The organism is Microbacterium koreense (assembly GCF_042677105.1).
Taxonomy (GTDB): domain Bacteria; phylum Actinomycetota; class Actinomycetes; order Actinomycetales; family Microbacteriaceae; genus Microbacterium; species Microbacterium koreense.
Map to the genome: position 1 here is coordinate 1,821,074 of NZ_JBHTIM010000001.1, position 15,190 is coordinate 1,836,263.

At 66.7% G+C, this 15,190-nt stretch carries 13 protein-coding genes and 1 pseudogene; 11 read left to right on the forward strand and 3 right to left on the reverse strand.

Annotated features, from left to right (window positions below; all coding sequences use genetic code 11):
- Positions 1-113: 113 nt before the first annotated feature.
- From rpsB to ACFQZV_RS08555, 9 genes and pseudogenes are all read left to right on the forward strand, one after another.
- Positions 114-876: pseudogene (rpsB, locus tag ACFQZV_RS08515) on the forward strand (30S ribosomal protein S2); the annotation flags it as partial.
- 303 nt (positions 877-1,179) lie between these two features.
- Positions 1,180-2,007, forward strand: a complete 828-nt coding sequence (gene tsf, locus ACFQZV_RS08520) for a translation elongation factor Ts (RefSeq protein ID WP_378749773.1) — start codon at positions 1,180-1,182, stop codon at positions 2,005-2,007.
- Positions 2,008-2,099: 92 nt separating this feature from the next.
- Positions 2,100-2,819: a UMP kinase gene (gene pyrH / locus ACFQZV_RS08525; protein ID WP_378749771.1), complete on the forward strand. Its 720-nt coding sequence runs from the start codon at positions 2,100-2,102 to the stop codon at positions 2,817-2,819.
- A 68-nt stretch (positions 2,820-2,887) separates the two neighbouring features.
- Complete coding sequence (frr, locus tag ACFQZV_RS08530) at positions 2,888-3,442, forward strand: ribosome recycling factor (protein WP_378749769.1); 555 nt, start codon at positions 2,888-2,890, stop codon at positions 3,440-3,442.
- Positions 3,443-3,451: 9 nt separating this feature from the next.
- Entirely contained in the window at positions 3,452-4,501 is a 1,050-nt protein-coding gene (locus ACFQZV_RS08535; protein WP_378749767.1) for a phosphatidate cytidylyltransferase, read from the forward strand.
- Complete coding sequence (locus ACFQZV_RS08540) at positions 4,498-5,079, forward strand: DivIVA domain-containing protein (RefSeq protein ID WP_378749766.1); 582 nt, start codon at positions 4,498-4,500, stop codon at positions 5,077-5,079. The genes ACFQZV_RS08535 and ACFQZV_RS08540 overlap by 4 nt, the downstream gene beginning before the upstream one ends.
- Positions 5,080-5,250: 171 nt before the next feature.
- The gene (locus ACFQZV_RS08545; protein ID WP_378749764.1) at positions 5,251-5,856 is read left to right on the forward strand and encodes an aggregation-promoting factor C-terminal-like domain-containing protein; all 606 of its coding nucleotides are present in this window, start codon (positions 5,251-5,253) and stop codon (positions 5,854-5,856) included.
- Positions 5,857-5,867: 11 nt separating this feature from the next.
- Entirely contained in the window at positions 5,868-6,152 is a 285-nt protein-coding gene (locus ACFQZV_RS08550) for a hypothetical protein (protein WP_378749762.1), read from the forward strand.
- Between the two features lies 1 nt (position 6,153).
- Entirely contained in the window at positions 6,154-6,876 is a 723-nt protein-coding gene (locus tag ACFQZV_RS08555; RefSeq protein ID WP_378749760.1) for an alpha/beta hydrolase, read from the forward strand.
- 6 nt (positions 6,877-6,882) lie between these two features.
- On the opposite strand, the gene ACFQZV_RS08560 is transcribed toward ACFQZV_RS08555, so the two are convergent.
- Positions 6,883-7,953 (reverse strand): AI-2E family transporter, encoded by a 1,071-nt coding sequence (locus ACFQZV_RS08560; protein WP_378749758.1) that lies wholly within the window; start codon positions 7,951-7,953, stop codon positions 6,883-6,885.
- Between the two features lie 164 nt (positions 7,954-8,117).
- Here ACFQZV_RS08560 and ACFQZV_RS08565 point away from each other — a divergent pair, with 164 nt between their 5' ends.
- Together ACFQZV_RS08565 and ACFQZV_RS08570 are read left to right on the forward strand one after the other, a co-directional pair.
- Positions 8,118-9,995 carry a glycosyl transferase gene (locus tag ACFQZV_RS08565; RefSeq protein WP_378749756.1) on the forward strand — a complete coding sequence of 626 codons (1,878 nt, stop codon included), beginning with the start codon at positions 8,118-8,120 and terminating at the stop codon, positions 9,993-9,995.
- Positions 9,992-10,924 carry a tetratricopeptide repeat protein gene (locus tag ACFQZV_RS08570; RefSeq protein WP_378749754.1) on the forward strand — a complete coding sequence of 311 codons (933 nt, stop codon included), beginning with the start codon at positions 9,992-9,994 and terminating at the stop codon, positions 10,922-10,924. The genes ACFQZV_RS08565 and ACFQZV_RS08570 overlap by 4 nt, the downstream gene beginning before the upstream one ends.
- A 9-nt stretch (positions 10,925-10,933) precedes the next feature.
- On the opposite strand, the gene glgB is transcribed toward ACFQZV_RS08570, so the two are convergent.
- Together glgB and ACFQZV_RS08580 are read right to left on the reverse strand one after the other, a co-directional pair.
- Positions 10,934-13,111: a 1,4-alpha-glucan branching protein GlgB gene (gene glgB, locus ACFQZV_RS08575; RefSeq protein WP_378749752.1), complete on the reverse strand. Its 2,178-nt coding sequence runs from the start codon at positions 13,109-13,111 to the stop codon at positions 10,934-10,936.
- The gene (locus ACFQZV_RS08580) at positions 13,108-15,183 is read right to left on the reverse strand and encodes a maltotransferase domain-containing protein (RefSeq protein ID WP_378749750.1); all 2,076 of its coding nucleotides are present in this window, start codon (positions 15,181-15,183) and stop codon (positions 13,108-13,110) included. Before ACFQZV_RS08580 ends, glgB begins: the two co-directional genes overlap by 4 nt.
- Between the last annotated feature and the right edge of the window lie 7 nt (positions 15,184-15,190).

The window sequence follows — 15,190 nt, forward strand, 5'->3', positions numbered from 1 at the left end:
AACTCCCCACGGTCCCGTTTCGACGGGTGGGAGTGTGTCGGGCACCAGGCCAGCCGGCAGCCGTCGGCGATCAACCGCAAGAGACGCGTGTGCGTCAGAACAGGAGAACGGCCATGGCCGTCGTCACGATTCGCCAGCTGCTCGACAGCGGCGTCCACTTCGGACACCAGACCCGCCGGTGGAACCCGAAAGTCAAGCGCTTCATCCTCACCGAGCGCTCGGGTATTCACATCATCGACCTGCAGCAGTCGTTGGCGTACATCGACAAGGCGTACGAGTTCGTCAAGGAGACGGTCGCCCGCGGCGGCACCGTGCTCTTCGTCGGCACCAAGAAGCAGGCGCAGGAGATCATCGCAGAGCAGGCGACGCGCGTCGGTCAGCCCTACGTGAACCAGCGCTGGCTCGGTGGTCTTCTCACCAACTTCTCCACCGTCTCCAAGCGCCTCGCGCGCATGAAGGAGCTCGAGGAGCTCAACTTCGACGACCCGGCGGCGAGCGGCTTCACCAAGAAGGAACTCCTCCTGAAGAAGCGCGAGCTGGACAAGCTCCACAAGTCGCTCGGGGGTATCCGCAACCTCCAGAAGACCCCCTCGGCCATCTGGGTCGTCGACGCCAAGCGCGAGCACCTCGCGGTCAACGAGGCGTCGAAGCTCGGTATCCCGGTCATCGGCATCCTTGACACGAACGCCGACCCCGACGAGTTCCAGTACCCGATCCCCGGCAACGACGACGCCATCCGTTCGGTGAGCCTGCTCACCAAGGTGATCGCGGATGCCGCGGCCGAGGGTCTCATCCAGCGCCACAACCCGAGCGACGAGTCGGCGGACGCCGAGCCCCTCGCCGACTGGGAGCGCGAGCTGCTCGAGCAGGGTGCGCCCGTGGAGACCGACGTCGCGACCGTCGAGAAGATCGCGACGGAGTCCGACGCCGATCGCGCCGGCGCCGCGGCACACGACGCCGTGGCCGGTGCCGCTGCAGCCGAAGCTGCAGACGACGCATCGCAGGCCGTCGAGGAGCCCGTCAAGGACGAAGCCGCCGAGAAGGTCGCCGCTGACGAGGCCGAGGTCGTCAAGGAAGCCGCGGAGTAAGACTCCCGTCATCATTTCGGTCCCGGTCGGAGCACACCCGCACCGACCGGGGCATCCCGAGAACTCACCACAACCAAGGAGACGCCGACAAATGGCAAACTTCACGATCGCCGACATCAAGGCGCTGCGCGAGCAGCTCGGTACGGGAATGGTCGACACGAAGAAGGCGCTCGAGGAAGCCGACGGCGACCTCGAGAAGGCCGTGGAGATCCTGCGCCTCAAGGGTGCCAAGGGCAACGCGAAGCGTGCAGACCGCTCGACCAGCGAGGGCCTCGTCACTGCGCAGCAGTTCGGTGACACGGTCACGATCCTCGAGCTGAACACCGAGACCGACTTCGTGGCGAAGAACGAGAAGTTCATCGCTCTCGCGGACAAGGTCCTCGCCGCAGCAGGTGCGGCCGGCGCAGACTCGGCCGAGGACGCTCTGGCTGTCACGGTCGGTTCGCAGACCGTCGCCGAGCTCATCGCCGACGAGGCTGCCATCATCGGCGAGAAGGTCGAACTGCGCCGCGTGCGCACGCTCTCGGGCGACAACTTCGAGGTCTACCTGCACAAGACCAGCAAGGACCTGCCGCCGCAGGTCGGTGTCGTGCTGGCCTACTCGGGTGACGACGCCGAGACCGCGCGCAGCATCGCCCAGCACATCTCGTTCGCCAACCCGAGCTACCTCTCGCGCGTCGAGGTTCCCGAGGCCGACGTCGAGAAGGAGCGCGAGATCGTCACCGAGATCTCCCGCAACGAAGGCAAGCCCGAGGCCGCGCTTCCGAAGATCGTCGACGGTCGCGTCAACGCCTTCTTCAAGCAGGTTGCTCTGCTGGACCAGGACTACGCCAAGGACAACAAGCAGTCCGTCGCCCAGGTGGCGAAGGACGCGGGTCTCACCCTGACGGGCTTCGCTCGTTTCAAGGTCGGCGCGTAACACCGTCGAGGGGGCCGCATCGTTCACTGATGCGGCCCCCTTTCCATGCCCGCATGAGACGGGGGTAGTTTGTACTCGGCGAGAGGAACACAGTGATCGATGAAGCCACGGGACGCCGCCGCGTCCTTCTGAAGCTGTCGGGTGAAGCGTTCGGTGGGGGACAACTCGGGGTCAACCCGGACGTCGTCAGCCAGATCGCGCGTGAGATCGCCGAAGCGGTGGATCGGGTCGAGATCGCCGTCGTCGTCGGCGGAGGCAACTTCTTCCGCGGCGCCGAACTCAGCCAGCGCGGCATGGATCGCGGGCGTGCGGACTACATGGGCATGCTGGGCACCGTCATGAATGCCCTGGCGCTGCAGGACTTCCTGGAGCAGGCCGGTGCCGCCACCCGCGTGCAGTCCGCCATATCGATGACGCAGGTCGCCGAGTCCTACATTCCCCGTCGTGCGGAGCGCCACCTCGAGAAGGGGCGCGTGGTGATCTTCGGTGCGGGCGCGGGATTGCCGTACTTCTCCACAGACACCGTCGCGGCCCAGCGTGCGCTGGAGATCGATGCGAGCGAGGTCCTCGTGGCCAAGAACGGAGTCGATGGGGTGTACACCGCGGATCCGCGCACGGACGCGTCGGCGACCAAGATCGATCGCATCACCTATCTCGACGCCCTGCAGCGTGGTCTCAAGGTGGTCGATTCGACGGCCTTCAGCCTGTGCATGGACAATCGCATGGACATGCGGGTGTTCGGCATGGAGCCCGCGGGCAACGTGACCCGGGCGCTGCTCGGCGACCCGATCGGCACGCTCGTCACCTCGTGAGCCTGCCCGGCGGGTGACCGTCGCTCATCTAGACTGGCCACGCCCCCAATAAACGCGAAGGAGACACTGTGATCGCGGACGTCCTGGCTGAAACCGGAACCCGAATGGACCGTGCCGTCGAAGCCGCGAAGGAGGACTTCGCGACGGTGCGCACCGGTCGCGCGAACCCGCAGCTGTTTCAGAAGATCCTTGTGGACTACTACGGGTCACCGACTCCGCTGGCGCAGTTGGCGTCGGTGAACAGTCCTGAGGCGCGAACGGTCATCATCACGCCGTACGACAAGTCGGCACTCAAAGACATCGAGCAGGCGATCCGCGACCAGCCGAACATCGGGGTGAACCCGACCAACGACGGCAACATCGTGCGGGTGACGATGCCGGAGCTCACCGAAGAGCGTCGCAAGGAGTACGTCAAGCTCGTGCGTAGCAAGGGCGAGGATGCCAAGGTGCATGTGCGCGGCATCCGTCGCAAGGCGAAAGATGACCTCGACGCGTTCAAGAGCGAAATCGGCGAGGACGAGATCGCTCGCGGTGAGAAAGAACTCGACGCCCTGACGCGTGTGCACGTCGATGCCATCGACGAAGCACTCAAGCGCAAAGAAGCCGAGCTTCTCGAAGTCTGAGGAGACACCATGTCGGACGCATCCGCACCGGAAGGCGGCGCCGACCGCGCTCCGGGTGAACCGCATGCGCGGGAGGATGCCGCAGACCAGCCGCACCGTCACGACTCAGCCGACCACGCGACCGCGTTCCAAGACCACGTGCGCGCGGCACGGAGCGAGTTCGAGCAGCAGGTCGCGCATGCGCGCACGGAGTTCGAGGAGGTCAACGAACGCATCAAGCAACGCACGGGCCGAGACCTCATCCTCGCGATCCTCATCGCCGTCGCAATCGGTGCTGTCCTGCTGGCGTCGTTGCTCTTCTTCAAGCAGGGGTTCGTCGTCTTCGCCCTGGGAGCGGCGCTGCTGGGAGTGTTCGAATTCACCCGAGCATTGACTGCCGCCGGTTACCGGGTTGACGTCGTTCCGCAGCTCGTCGTGGGCGCAGCGGTAGCGCTGTCGGGATTCTTCCTCGATGCCTGGATGCTGTGGGTCGTCCTCTTCGTCGCGATCGCGGTCATCGTCGTGTGGCGCTTGGTCGCGCAGATGTCATCGCACGATGGACGCGAGTATCGCGACGTCCTGTCCGACGTTCTCATCAGTGGGCTTGTCCAGCTGTACGTGCCGTTCTTCGCGAGCCTCGCCCTGATCCTCCTCTCGCGTGAGGGAGGGGAATGGTGGGTGCTCGCCTTCATCATCGTCGCGGTCGCCTCCGACACAGGGGCCTACGTGGCGGGGATCAGCATCGGGCGCACACCGATGGCTCCGCGGATCAGCCCCAACAAGACGTGGGAGGGATTCGCGGGCGCCGTCGTCGCAGCCGCCGCAGCGGGCGTGCTACTCGCCCTGTTCATGCTGGGGATCCCGTGGTGGGCCGGCATCGTGTTCGGTGTCGTGATCTTGGCGACGGCGACGGTCGGTGACCTGGGTGAGTCGATGATCAAGCGCGACCTCGGCATCAAGGACATGAGTTCGTGGCTCCCCGGCCACGGCGGTGTGCTCGACCGTCTCGATTCGATCTTGCCCTCGACCGTAGGTGCACTCGCCCTGTACGCGCTCTTCACACCACTGGTGGCCGCATGACGACGACTGACGCTCCGCAGTCCGCGCCCCCCACTGCGACATTTCCCGATGCCCGCGGCCGCGCCAAGGGATACGAGAAACGTGCCGTGGATGCGTTCCTGGCACGCGCGCGCGCCTCTTTCGAGACCGACGCAGATGCCGAACGGATGTCGGCGGCGACCGTGCGTCAGGCGGCGTTTCCGCTCGTACGGCACGGCTACGCCATCGCCGCGGTCGACGCGGCACTCGGACGCATCGAGGACGCCTTCGCTGCGCGCGAGCGCGAAGACGCTCTGAGCAGGCGTGGGGCTGATGCCTGGGTCGAGGCCGCACGAGAGACCGCGCAGGTCGTGCTCGACCGGCTCTCGCGCCCGAGAGGCCGACGCTTCACCCGCGTGAGCGCGGTGCGGTACGGATACCGCGTGGACGAGGTGGACATCGTCGGTGATCGGATCGCGCAGTATCTCGAGAGCGGTCAATCGCTGAGCATCGAGCAGGTGCGCCAGGTCGCGTTTCGCATGCAGCGCGGCGGGTATCGCGAGGTGCAGGTCGACAGCCTTCTCGACGCTGTCGTCGAGGTCATGCTCGCCGTCGAGTGAGTGCATCGCCGCCGCCGACTCGTCGCATCCCACGCATGGCATCGTCAGGATGCGCTCGGTAGACTCGGCATCATTGTGACTCGGGGTGAAGAAGTGGTGTCGACGCGGCGCGCCCGTCGTGATGCCCTCGCGACTGCCTCTGTGCCGCCGCCCGCTCGCCCGGCAGTCGCGATGCCGACGCGGTGGTCTCGTCGTCGTGGTGTGCTCGGCGTGTTCGCCGCCTTCGCCGCTGTGGGTTTCGTCGCGGCCTACGCCGGTCCGACGGGTCTGGCCATTTCCCAGGCCAACGCCGATGAGAACACGTCGCTGTTCGCGAGTTCACTCGAGCACGTTCAGGCACGAGACGGTGACGCCACGGCCGAGCCCGCCGAGATCGATCTCGACCGTGACGGCTATACCGTGTACGTGAAGCCGAAGCCCACCCCGACGCCCGAACCTCAAACGTCGTCGCAGGGGGCGAGCGCGCCCACGGTGGCATTCGCACCGCCTCCGTACACCGGGGGCGGGTCGCCCGCGCAGTGGATGGGGGCGGCGGGTATCGCACAGTCGGACTGGGGCTACGTCGACTTCATCGTGTCGCGCGAGAGCGGATGGAACCCGAACGCCACGAACAGGTCGTCGGGCGCGTGCGGCCTCGTCCAGGTTTACCCGTGCGGCAAACTCGCCAACGCCTACGACCCGGTGGTGAATCTGCAGTGGGCCAATGGCTACGCCAACGGTCGGTACGGTAGCTGGGCCAACGCAGTGACCTTCTGGGTCAATAATCACTGGTGGTGACGCGGCCGGCCATGCCACGTTCTCACAAGCGTCGTCCGCAACGGCCGGGCGACGATTCCTTCGACCGCCTACTGGCGGGATGGAAGCGCACCGAGTCGCGCCGAGGTGCGGACTGGACGGTGCAACCCGTGTCCGCCGCCCAAGCAGTCAAGGACTACACCTGCCCCGGGTGCGGTCGGGTCGTCGCGACCGGCACCGCACACATCGTCGCCTGGCGAGCGGACGGTGTTCTGGGAGATTCGGCAGATCTCGCCGCACGTCGACACTGGCATGAACACTGTTGGAGGATCAGCTGACATGGAGATTCGCGGACCGATGATGCTGCCCGCGCGGCGTGAGGACATCGAGCTGGAGACGTTGGACGGTCTGACTCTCGTCGGCGAGCTCGCACTGCCTGCGGACACTGATCCGGTCGCCACCCTCGTGACACTGCACCCGCTGCCGACGGCCGGTGGTTTCATGGATTCTCACATCTTGCGCAAGGCCGCCGGTCGGCTGCCGGCGTTGGCGGACCTCGCCGTCTTGCGGTTCAACACACGCGGCACGACCTCGCCGCGCGGCACCAGTGAGGGATCGTTCGACGGAGGACGCGCGGAGGCGTTCGACGTGGCCGCGGCGATGGAGTTCGTCCGTGACCGTGCCTTGCCGAACCCCTGGCTCGTCGGGTGGTCCTTCGGCACCGAGTTGGCGTTGAAGTACGGCCGTGACCACGCCATCGAGGGAGCCGTGCTCCTCTCGCCGCCGCTTCACCGGGCCACCGACGACGAGGTCGCAGCCTGGGCGGGGGACCCTCGCCGACTCGTCGCCCTCATCCCCGAGTTCGACGACTACCTGCGACCGGACGCGGCTGCCGAGCGCTTCGCGTCCGTGCCGAACATGGTGCTGATCCCCGTCGAAGGAGGAAAGCACCTTTGGGTCGGTGAGAACCAGACGCGCCGCGTGCTGACCGAGATCGTCGCGGCGGTCAACCCCGACGCGTTGCCGTTGCCGATCGAATGGGACGGTCCGTTCGCCGGTTGACCTCGCTCAGCGTTCGTTCATCCGAGGAATGAGCACCTGGCGGTAGATGATCAGGATGCTGGCTGCGACGGGGATCGCGACGAGTGCTCCCAGCAAACCGAGGAGCGCACCGCCTGCCAGAGCTGCGATCACGACGACGGCGCCGGGGACCGATACGGCGCGGCCCATGATGCGGGGCGCGATCACGTATGCCTCGATCTGCATGTAGATCAGATAGTAGATCGCGGCGATCAACGCGGTCTGAGGGCCGCCAAGCCCGGGAACCAAGCACGTCAAGACGATGATCGTCGACCCCGTCAACGTTCCGACGAGCGGGATGAGTGAGAAGAAGAATGCGATGACGGCGAGGACGGCCGCGAACGGGGCCTGGATGATGTTGAGGAAGACGGCACTGAGCACACCGTTGATGACACCGAGGCTGACCTGCCCGATGACGTAGTAGCCGACGGAGTCGGTGATCTGCTCGCTGAGGTCTATGAACCGCTCACGCCGTGAAGCCGGGACGATCTGGTATACGGCCTTCTTGAGATTCGGTGTCGACGCCGTGAAGTAGATCGTGAGGATCAGCACGATGAACGCGCCGGCGAGCCCCGCCGCCACGCCCGCGCCGATGATGATGATGCTCTCGCCGATCGAACTGCCGATCGCGCCGAGGTCGAGCGACTGGAACCACTCTTGGACATAGGCGAACACATCGTCGACGAGGAGGAGCGGGAATGTCTCCTTCATCCAATTGCGCAGATCTTCTACCGGTGTCCACAGGCCGCTTTCGATCAATCGCTGCACGGTTCCGACGAGTTGCGTGATCTGACCGACGATGATCGGGACGATCATGAGGATGATCCCGGTGAAGGCGGCGAGCACCCCGAGGATCGTCGCCAGGACGGCGGCCCAGCGCGGTAGCCCCCGACGTTCGAGCCAGCCGACGATCGGGTCGAGGCCCAGCGAGAGGAACAGCGCTGTGCCGACGTAGAGCAGGATCGTCGAGAGGTTCTCGAAACTCGAGATGAGCAGGAGTCCGAGCCCGACCCCCAGCGTGGCGACGAACGCCGTCCGGAACGGATTGTGCACCTTCATGCGCCGAGTGCCTACCTTTCACCGCCTGCTCCGTCAGGATACGCACTGTCGACGTTCAGCCCGGGGATTGGATGTTTTCGGGCGACGTCCAGGCGTGTTTCGCTAGTCTGAAACGTCGTACCGAGGTCCGCCGGAGAGTCACACGGGCCCGGAGAGGGAGATTCGTGCGTTTCGTCTGGGCCGTGGCGGCATTCGTGCTGGCAGCCGTCATGATCGGTGCCGGCATCGCTCAGCGCACCGTTTTCCAAGGTCCGCGCACCGAGGTGATGGATATCAGCGTCAGTCGGGAGCTGCCGTATCTGGTGATCGACGGAGCAGTCCTCAACGCGATGCCCGGGACGCAGACACTCCGCGCCCAGGGCGAAGGGCCCATCTTCGCGGCGTACGGTCGATCCGATGATGTCACCGCGTGGCTCGCCGATACCGAGTACAACCGAGTCGCACTGAGCCCGGCCGGTGTCCCGGTGACGACGACGGTGCAGCCTGCGACGGCCACCGCGGAGGCCGCCGACGAGGATCCGTCTGATGCGAGCGTCGGACCCACGAGCGAGGCCGTGGCGCCGGACACCTCCGACGAGGAGACACCCGGGCGCGATCCTCACGGATCGGACCTCTGGCTCGACGAATTCGACCAGGACGACGTCCTCATTGCGCCACTGCAACTGCCGTCGGACATGAGCGTGCTGGTTGCCGTCGACGGCACGGAACCCGCGGCATCCCGCGTCGCGATATCGTGGCCGATCAACAACAGCACGCCCTGGGCCGGACCGCTCATCGTGGCCGGAGGCGTGCTGATGGCGATCGGCGTGTGGTTGTACATTCTCGGCATCCGTCACGTCCGCCGCTCGCGGGGCCCCCGGCGCAAGGGCCTGCCGCTGCCGGTCACCGAGCCGATAGATGTGTCGATCGACGACCCCGACAAACCTTTGGATGCTCCAGACAAGGGCGTCATCTCCTCGAGCCCGCCCACGCGGCGTTCGCTCGGCCGCGGCAAGCGCGGCTTCATCGCCCTGCCTGTCGTCGCCGTCTCAGCGATCCTGTTCACCGGATGCACCGCCGAAGCGTGGCCCGAGTTCGGCGCCAGCCCCACCCCCACTCCGACAGCCACCGTGATCGTTCCCGAGGGGCAGCAGACCCCGGCGGTGACCCGGGCGCAGGCTGAGCGGATCCTGGCTCGTGTCGCGCAGACCGCGGCGGAGGCCGATGAGGCTCTGGACGCCGACCTCGCCGCGACCCGCTTGACCGGCGCGGTGCTTGCGGCGCGCGAGACGAACTACACACTGCGCGAAGACATCTCGGACTACGCCGCGCCTGCCGCGGTGCTTGCGCGCCCGTTGGAGATCATCCTGCCGCAGGCCTATGACGAGTGGCCCCGCTCCTTCATGGCCGTCGTCGACGACACCGAGTCGCGCACCTCCAGCATCATGGTCCTCACGCAGGAGGACCCCTGGGCCCCCTACAAGCTGACGTACGAGGCGAGCCTCGAAGCGGCGACCACGATGCCCGACCTCGCGGCGCAGTATGTCGGCGCTCCCCGCGTCGCCCCGGACTCGTCGTTCCTGATCTTGCCACCCGACCAGCTCGCTGCCGCCTACGCCGACCTCATCGACAACGGCGACGACAGCGAGTACGCCGCGCTCTTCGACCCGGAGGGCGACCAGTTCCGCGCGACGATCGCCGCAGACCGGAAGAGTCGCTTGGACGAGTTCAACGAGACGGCCACGAACACCGGTGAACTCACGTTCGCTGCCGCCGCCGGCGCACAGGAGCCGTTCGCGATCGCGACCCTCGAGAGCGGTGCGATCGTCGCCGTGGAGGTCGACGAGATCGAGACGGTGAAGCCGACGAATGAGGACGCCGTGATCAAACTCGACAACAACCCGGCGGTACAGACACTGACCGGCGCGGAGCAGTCGGCAACCGGGTTCACGACGACCTACAGCGACCAGCTCTTCTTCTATGTCCCCGGGCAGGGCTCCACCGAGAAGATCCGTCTTCTCGGCTACGGCTCCGCCATCCTCGATGCGAAGGTGATCAAGTGACCGACCCGAACCCGGGCGCCACGCTGCGCGGCGCCGTCGACCTGTCCTCCCTGCGTAACCGTCCGGCCGAGGCCCCCGTCTCGGCGCCAGCGGGCGGCACCGCGCCGCCGTCGCTCGTTTTCGACGCGACGGACGAGTCGTTCCCGCAGGTGCTGGAGCTCTCGCGCACCGTGCCCGTCGTGATCGACCTGTGGGCGGAGTGGTGCGGACCGTGCAAGCAGCTGAGCCCGGTGCTTGAGAAGGTCGTCGCCGAGATGGCGGGCCGGCTGGTCTTGGCGAAGGTCGACGTCGACGCCAATCCGCAGCTCGCGCAGGCGTTCCGCGCCCAGTCGATCCCGATGGTCGTCGCCCTCGTCGGCGGCCAGCCTGTGCCGCTGTTCAACGGCGCCGTGCCCGAGCAGCAGGTGCGCGAGGTCTTCGGTCAGTTGCTTCAGCTCGCGGCCCAGCAAGGCGTGACGGGGACGGTGCCGTCCCAGGCTGAAGAGGCACCCGAGGAAGAAGCCGAGGAGCCGCCGTTGCCGCCGCTGCACGCGGAAGCATTCGCCGCTATCGAAGCCGGCGACTACGCGCGCGCCGTCGTCGCCTATGAGAAGGCGTTGGCCGAGAACCCGCGTGATGTCGATGCGCGCGCGGGCCTCGGCCAGGTCAAGCTGCTCGACCGAATCCAGGGCGCCGACCTGCAGCAGGCACGTGCTGCGGCAGCAGACGCACCCCGCGACATCGCAGCACAGCTGCTCGTCGCCGACCTGGACGTGTCAGGCGGCCACATCGACGATGCATTCGGTCGCCTGCTGGATCTGTTCGCCGCTCTTCCCAGCGACGAGCGTGGTCCCGTCAGGGAACGCCTTCTCGAACTCTTCGGCGTCGTCGGCGACGAGGACCCTCGGGTAGGAGCGGCGCGCTCGCGCCTCGCCAGCCTCCTGTTCTGACGCCTCGCCTCACCCCCGGGTCGGGGAGGGGATGTGCGCCGGCGTCTCGTGGCGCAGCCACAACACCCCGAGCGGAGGCAGAACCATGGATGCGCGTCCGTTCTCGTCGGAGCGCACCACACCACGGTTGCCGACGCCCGACCCACCGAATTCGGCGGCGTCGGAGTTGAGGATCTCGTGCCACACCCCCGTCTCGGGCAGGTCGATCTCGAACCCGTGGATGGGCACGCCCGAGAAGTTTGCGAGCACCGCGACGGCGTTGCCGTGGTTGTCGCGGCGCACGAAGGCGACCACGTTCGGGTTCCAAGACGGCGCGCCGATGCGCGAGAACGCGGCCGCGTCGGAGTCGCGGGACCATAGCGCCGACTGATCACGGTAGGTGCGGTTGAGTGCGCCGACGAACTCCAGAAGCTGGCGGTGGGACGGTTGGTCGAGCATCCACCAATCCAGACCCCGTGACTCGGACCATTCGGACAGCTGGCCGAATTCCTGGCCCATGAAGAGCAGTTGCTTACCGGGGTGCCCCCACATATAGGCGAGGAAGGCGCGCATGTTCGCCAGCTTCTGCCAGTGGTCACCCGGCATCCGCGCGAACAGGCTGCCCTTTCCGTGCACCACCTCGTCGTGACTGATCGGGAGCACGAAGTTCTCACTGAAGGCGTAGACGAACGAGAACGACATCTCGCCCTCGTGGTGCGAGCGATACATGGGATCCCGCGAAATGTACTGGAGTGAGTCGTTCATCCAGCCCATGTTCCATTTGAACCCGAACCCGAGCCCGGCCTGGCTCGTGGGCGCCGTCACGCCCGGGAAGCTCGTCGACTCCTCGGCGATCATCGCGATCCCGGGGTAGCGCTTGTACGCGGTGGCGTTGACCTCCTGCAGAAAGGCGATCGCCTCGAGGTTCTCGCGCCCGCCGTGGACGTTCGGCTCCCACTCTCCGGCTTCGCGCGAATAGTCGAGGTAGAGCATCGAGGCCACCGCGTCGACGCGCAGCCCGTCGACGTGGAACTCCTCGAACCAGTACAGGGCGTTCGCGACGAGGAAGTTGCGCACCTCGCGCCGCCCATAGTCGAAGATGAGGGTGCCCCAGTCCTTGTGCTCGCCGCGGCGTGGGTCGGGGTGCTCGTAGAGGGCTTCGCCGTCGAACCTGGCGAGGGCGAAGCTGTCGCGCGGAAAGTGACCGGGAACCCAGTCCATGATCACGCCGATGCCTGCCTGGTGGAGGCGGTCGATCAGATAGCGCAGGTCGTCGGGGCCGCCGAAGCGGCTCGTCGGTGCGTAGTAGCCGGTGACCTGATAGCCCCACGATCCGCCGAAAGGATGCTCGGCCAGCGGCAGGAACTCGACGTGGGTGAAGCCGCACTCGGTGACGTAGTCGATGAGCTCGTCAGCGGCGTCGCGATACCCGAGTCCGGGCCGCCACGACCCCAGGTGCACTTCGTACACCGACATGGGCTTCGATACCGGCGCCGTCCGCGCGCGTTGCGCCATCCACTCGCGGTCTTGCCAGCGGTACGACGACGCCGTCACGACGGATGCGGTCGCCGGGGGGATCTCCGCCAGGCGCGCCATCGGGTCGGCTTTGAGGATCCACTCGCCGCCCCTCGTGAGGAGTTCGAACTTGTAGACGGTGCCGACGGTGGCGCCGGGGATGAACAGCTCCCAGACACCGCTGGATCCCATCGACCGCATCGCATGGCCCTGGCCGTCCCAACCGTTGAAATCGCCGACGATCCGCACGGCCTGTGCGTCGGGTGCCCAGACGGTGAAAGCGACGCCGTCCGACCCGTCGAGGGTGCGCACGTGTGCGCCGAGCACTCGCCAGAGCTCCTCGTGGCGTCCTTCGGTGATGAGATGGAGATCCAGCTCGCCGATCGATGGCGCGTGCCGGTAGGGATCGTCGGCGGTGAAGTCCGAGCCGTCGGCGTACGTCGTGACGAGTTCGTACGAGCCGGGGCGGCCGGCGCGGGTTCCTTCCCACACTCCGTAACGCACGTGTTCGAGCGGTACTCGCGTACCGTCGGTGAACACAGCGGTCACCGATTCGGCGAGAGGCCGACGCGCGCGCACGGTCCACTCCGCGTTGCCTTCGGCATCCGTACCCTCGTGGAGCCCCAGTACGCTGTGGGGGTCGTGGAACGAGCCGGTGGCCACCATGTTGGTCGTGCGTTCGTCGAGAGTCATGATCGCCCCTTCACGTGGAGGATGTGGACGGGTTCGGAGAACGCGTCGAGGCGTACGAAGTTGTGATCTGACCAGGTCCAGCGTGCGCCGGTCACGAGGTCCTCGACGTCGAACGGTTCGCCGGGATCGACACCCCAGACCCGGGTGTCGAGGTGCACCATTGTTTCGCGTGCGGAGTGCGGGTCGACGTTTGCCACGACGATGATCGTGTCGGAGTCACCTTCGGGCGACAGCGCCGCATCGAGGTGCTTGGCGTACACGAGGATCGCGTCGTCGTCACTCCAGTGCACCGTGAGGTTGCGCAGCTGTCTGAGCGCCGGGTGGGCACGGCGGATGTCGTTCAGCTGTGTCAGGAACGGCGCGAGCGAGTCGCCCGCTTCCTCGGCGGATGCCCAGTCGCGCGTCTTGTACTCGTACTTCTCGTTGTCGATGTTCTCTTCCGCACCCGGGCGGGCGACGTTCTCGTACAGTTCGTACCCCGCGTACACGCCGTAGGTCGGCGCTGCCGTGGCCGCGATCGCGGCACGGATCCGGTACGCCGCACGACCGCCGTACTGCAGGTACTCCGTGAGGATGTCGGGGGTGTTGACGAAGAGGTTCGGACGCATGAAGTCGGCCGTGTCACGCGCGAGGGCGGTGAGGAACTCCTCGAGCTCGGCCTTCGTGTTGCGCCAGGTGAAGTACGTGTAGCTCTGCTGGAATCCGGCCGCCGCGAGTCCCTGCATCACACGCGGCCGAGTGAAGGCTTCGGCAAGGAAGATCACATCGGGATGTTCGGCGCACACGGTACCGATCAGCCACTCCCAGAATTGCAGCGGCTTGGTGTGCGGGTTGTCGACGCGGAAGATGCGGATGCCCTGTGCGATCCACAGGCGCACGATGCGCAGGACTTCGGCGCGGATGCCTTCCGGATCGTTGTCGAAGTTGATCGGGTAGATGTCCTGGTACTTCTTGGGAGGATTCTCTGCGTACGCGATGGTGCCGTCGGGGAGGGTGGTGAACCACTCGGGATGCTCGCTCACCCACGGGTGGTCGGGAGCCGCCTGCAGGGCAAGGTCCATCGCGACCTCGATGCCGGCATCTCGGGCGGAGGCCACGAACGCGCGGAAATCGTCGAGGGTTCCCAGATCGGGATGGATCGTGTCGTGGCCACCCTCGGCCGATCCGATGGCCCAGGGCGACCCCGGGTCGCTCGGTTTCGGGTCGAGGGTGTTGTTCGGGCCCTTGCGGTTCACGCGACCGATCGGATGCACGGGTGGCAGGTACAGCACGTCGAACCCCATCGCCTGCACGCCGGCCAGTCGTCGCGTCGCGGTTCGGAATGTCCCCGAGGTGACCGTGCCATCGGCCTCACGCCGGGCACCTTCCGATCGTGGGAAGAACTCGTACCAGGCGCCGACGCCGGCACGTTCGCGTTCGACGAGCAGAGAGCGCTCGGCGCCGACCGTGACCAGCGAGCGCAGCGGGCGGGCGGCGAACCACTCCGCGATCTTGGTGTCGCGCACGATCTGCAACGCGTCGTCGTCCGACACGGTCGCATCCCGCAGCGTCGTCGCCGACGCGTCGAGTCCCCGTCGCTGAGCGACGGGGCGGGATTTCTCGGATGCGGCGCGGTCGAACAGCAACGCACCCATCTCACGCATGAGTTTCGTGTCCACGCCGGCGGCGATCTTGAGGTCGGCGGCGTGCTGCCACGTCGCGAAGTCGTCGCCGAACGCTTCGAAGCGGAATGTCCAGACTCCTTGCTCGAGCGGAGCGACGACGACCTCCCACCGGTCGAATCCGTCGCCCAAGGGCCGCATCCGGTGCAGCGACACGTCACCGGAAGGCGAGGTCAGGCGGAGGTGGACGCCGATGCGGTCGTGACCTTCGCGAAACGCGGTGACCCGGAACGGAACGGCTTCGGTCACGAAGGCCTTCGGGGTGAACACGCCTCCGGGAGTGTCGGGCGTGCCCGACTGCAGGGGAATGCGTGGTGTCTTGGTGTCGCGGGCTCCCTGCGCATCGACAGCGTCTCGGACGGGGATCGGGCTGGTGCTCCGCCAGAGGCGGTTGCGTGACGTCGTGACCACGTCTCGA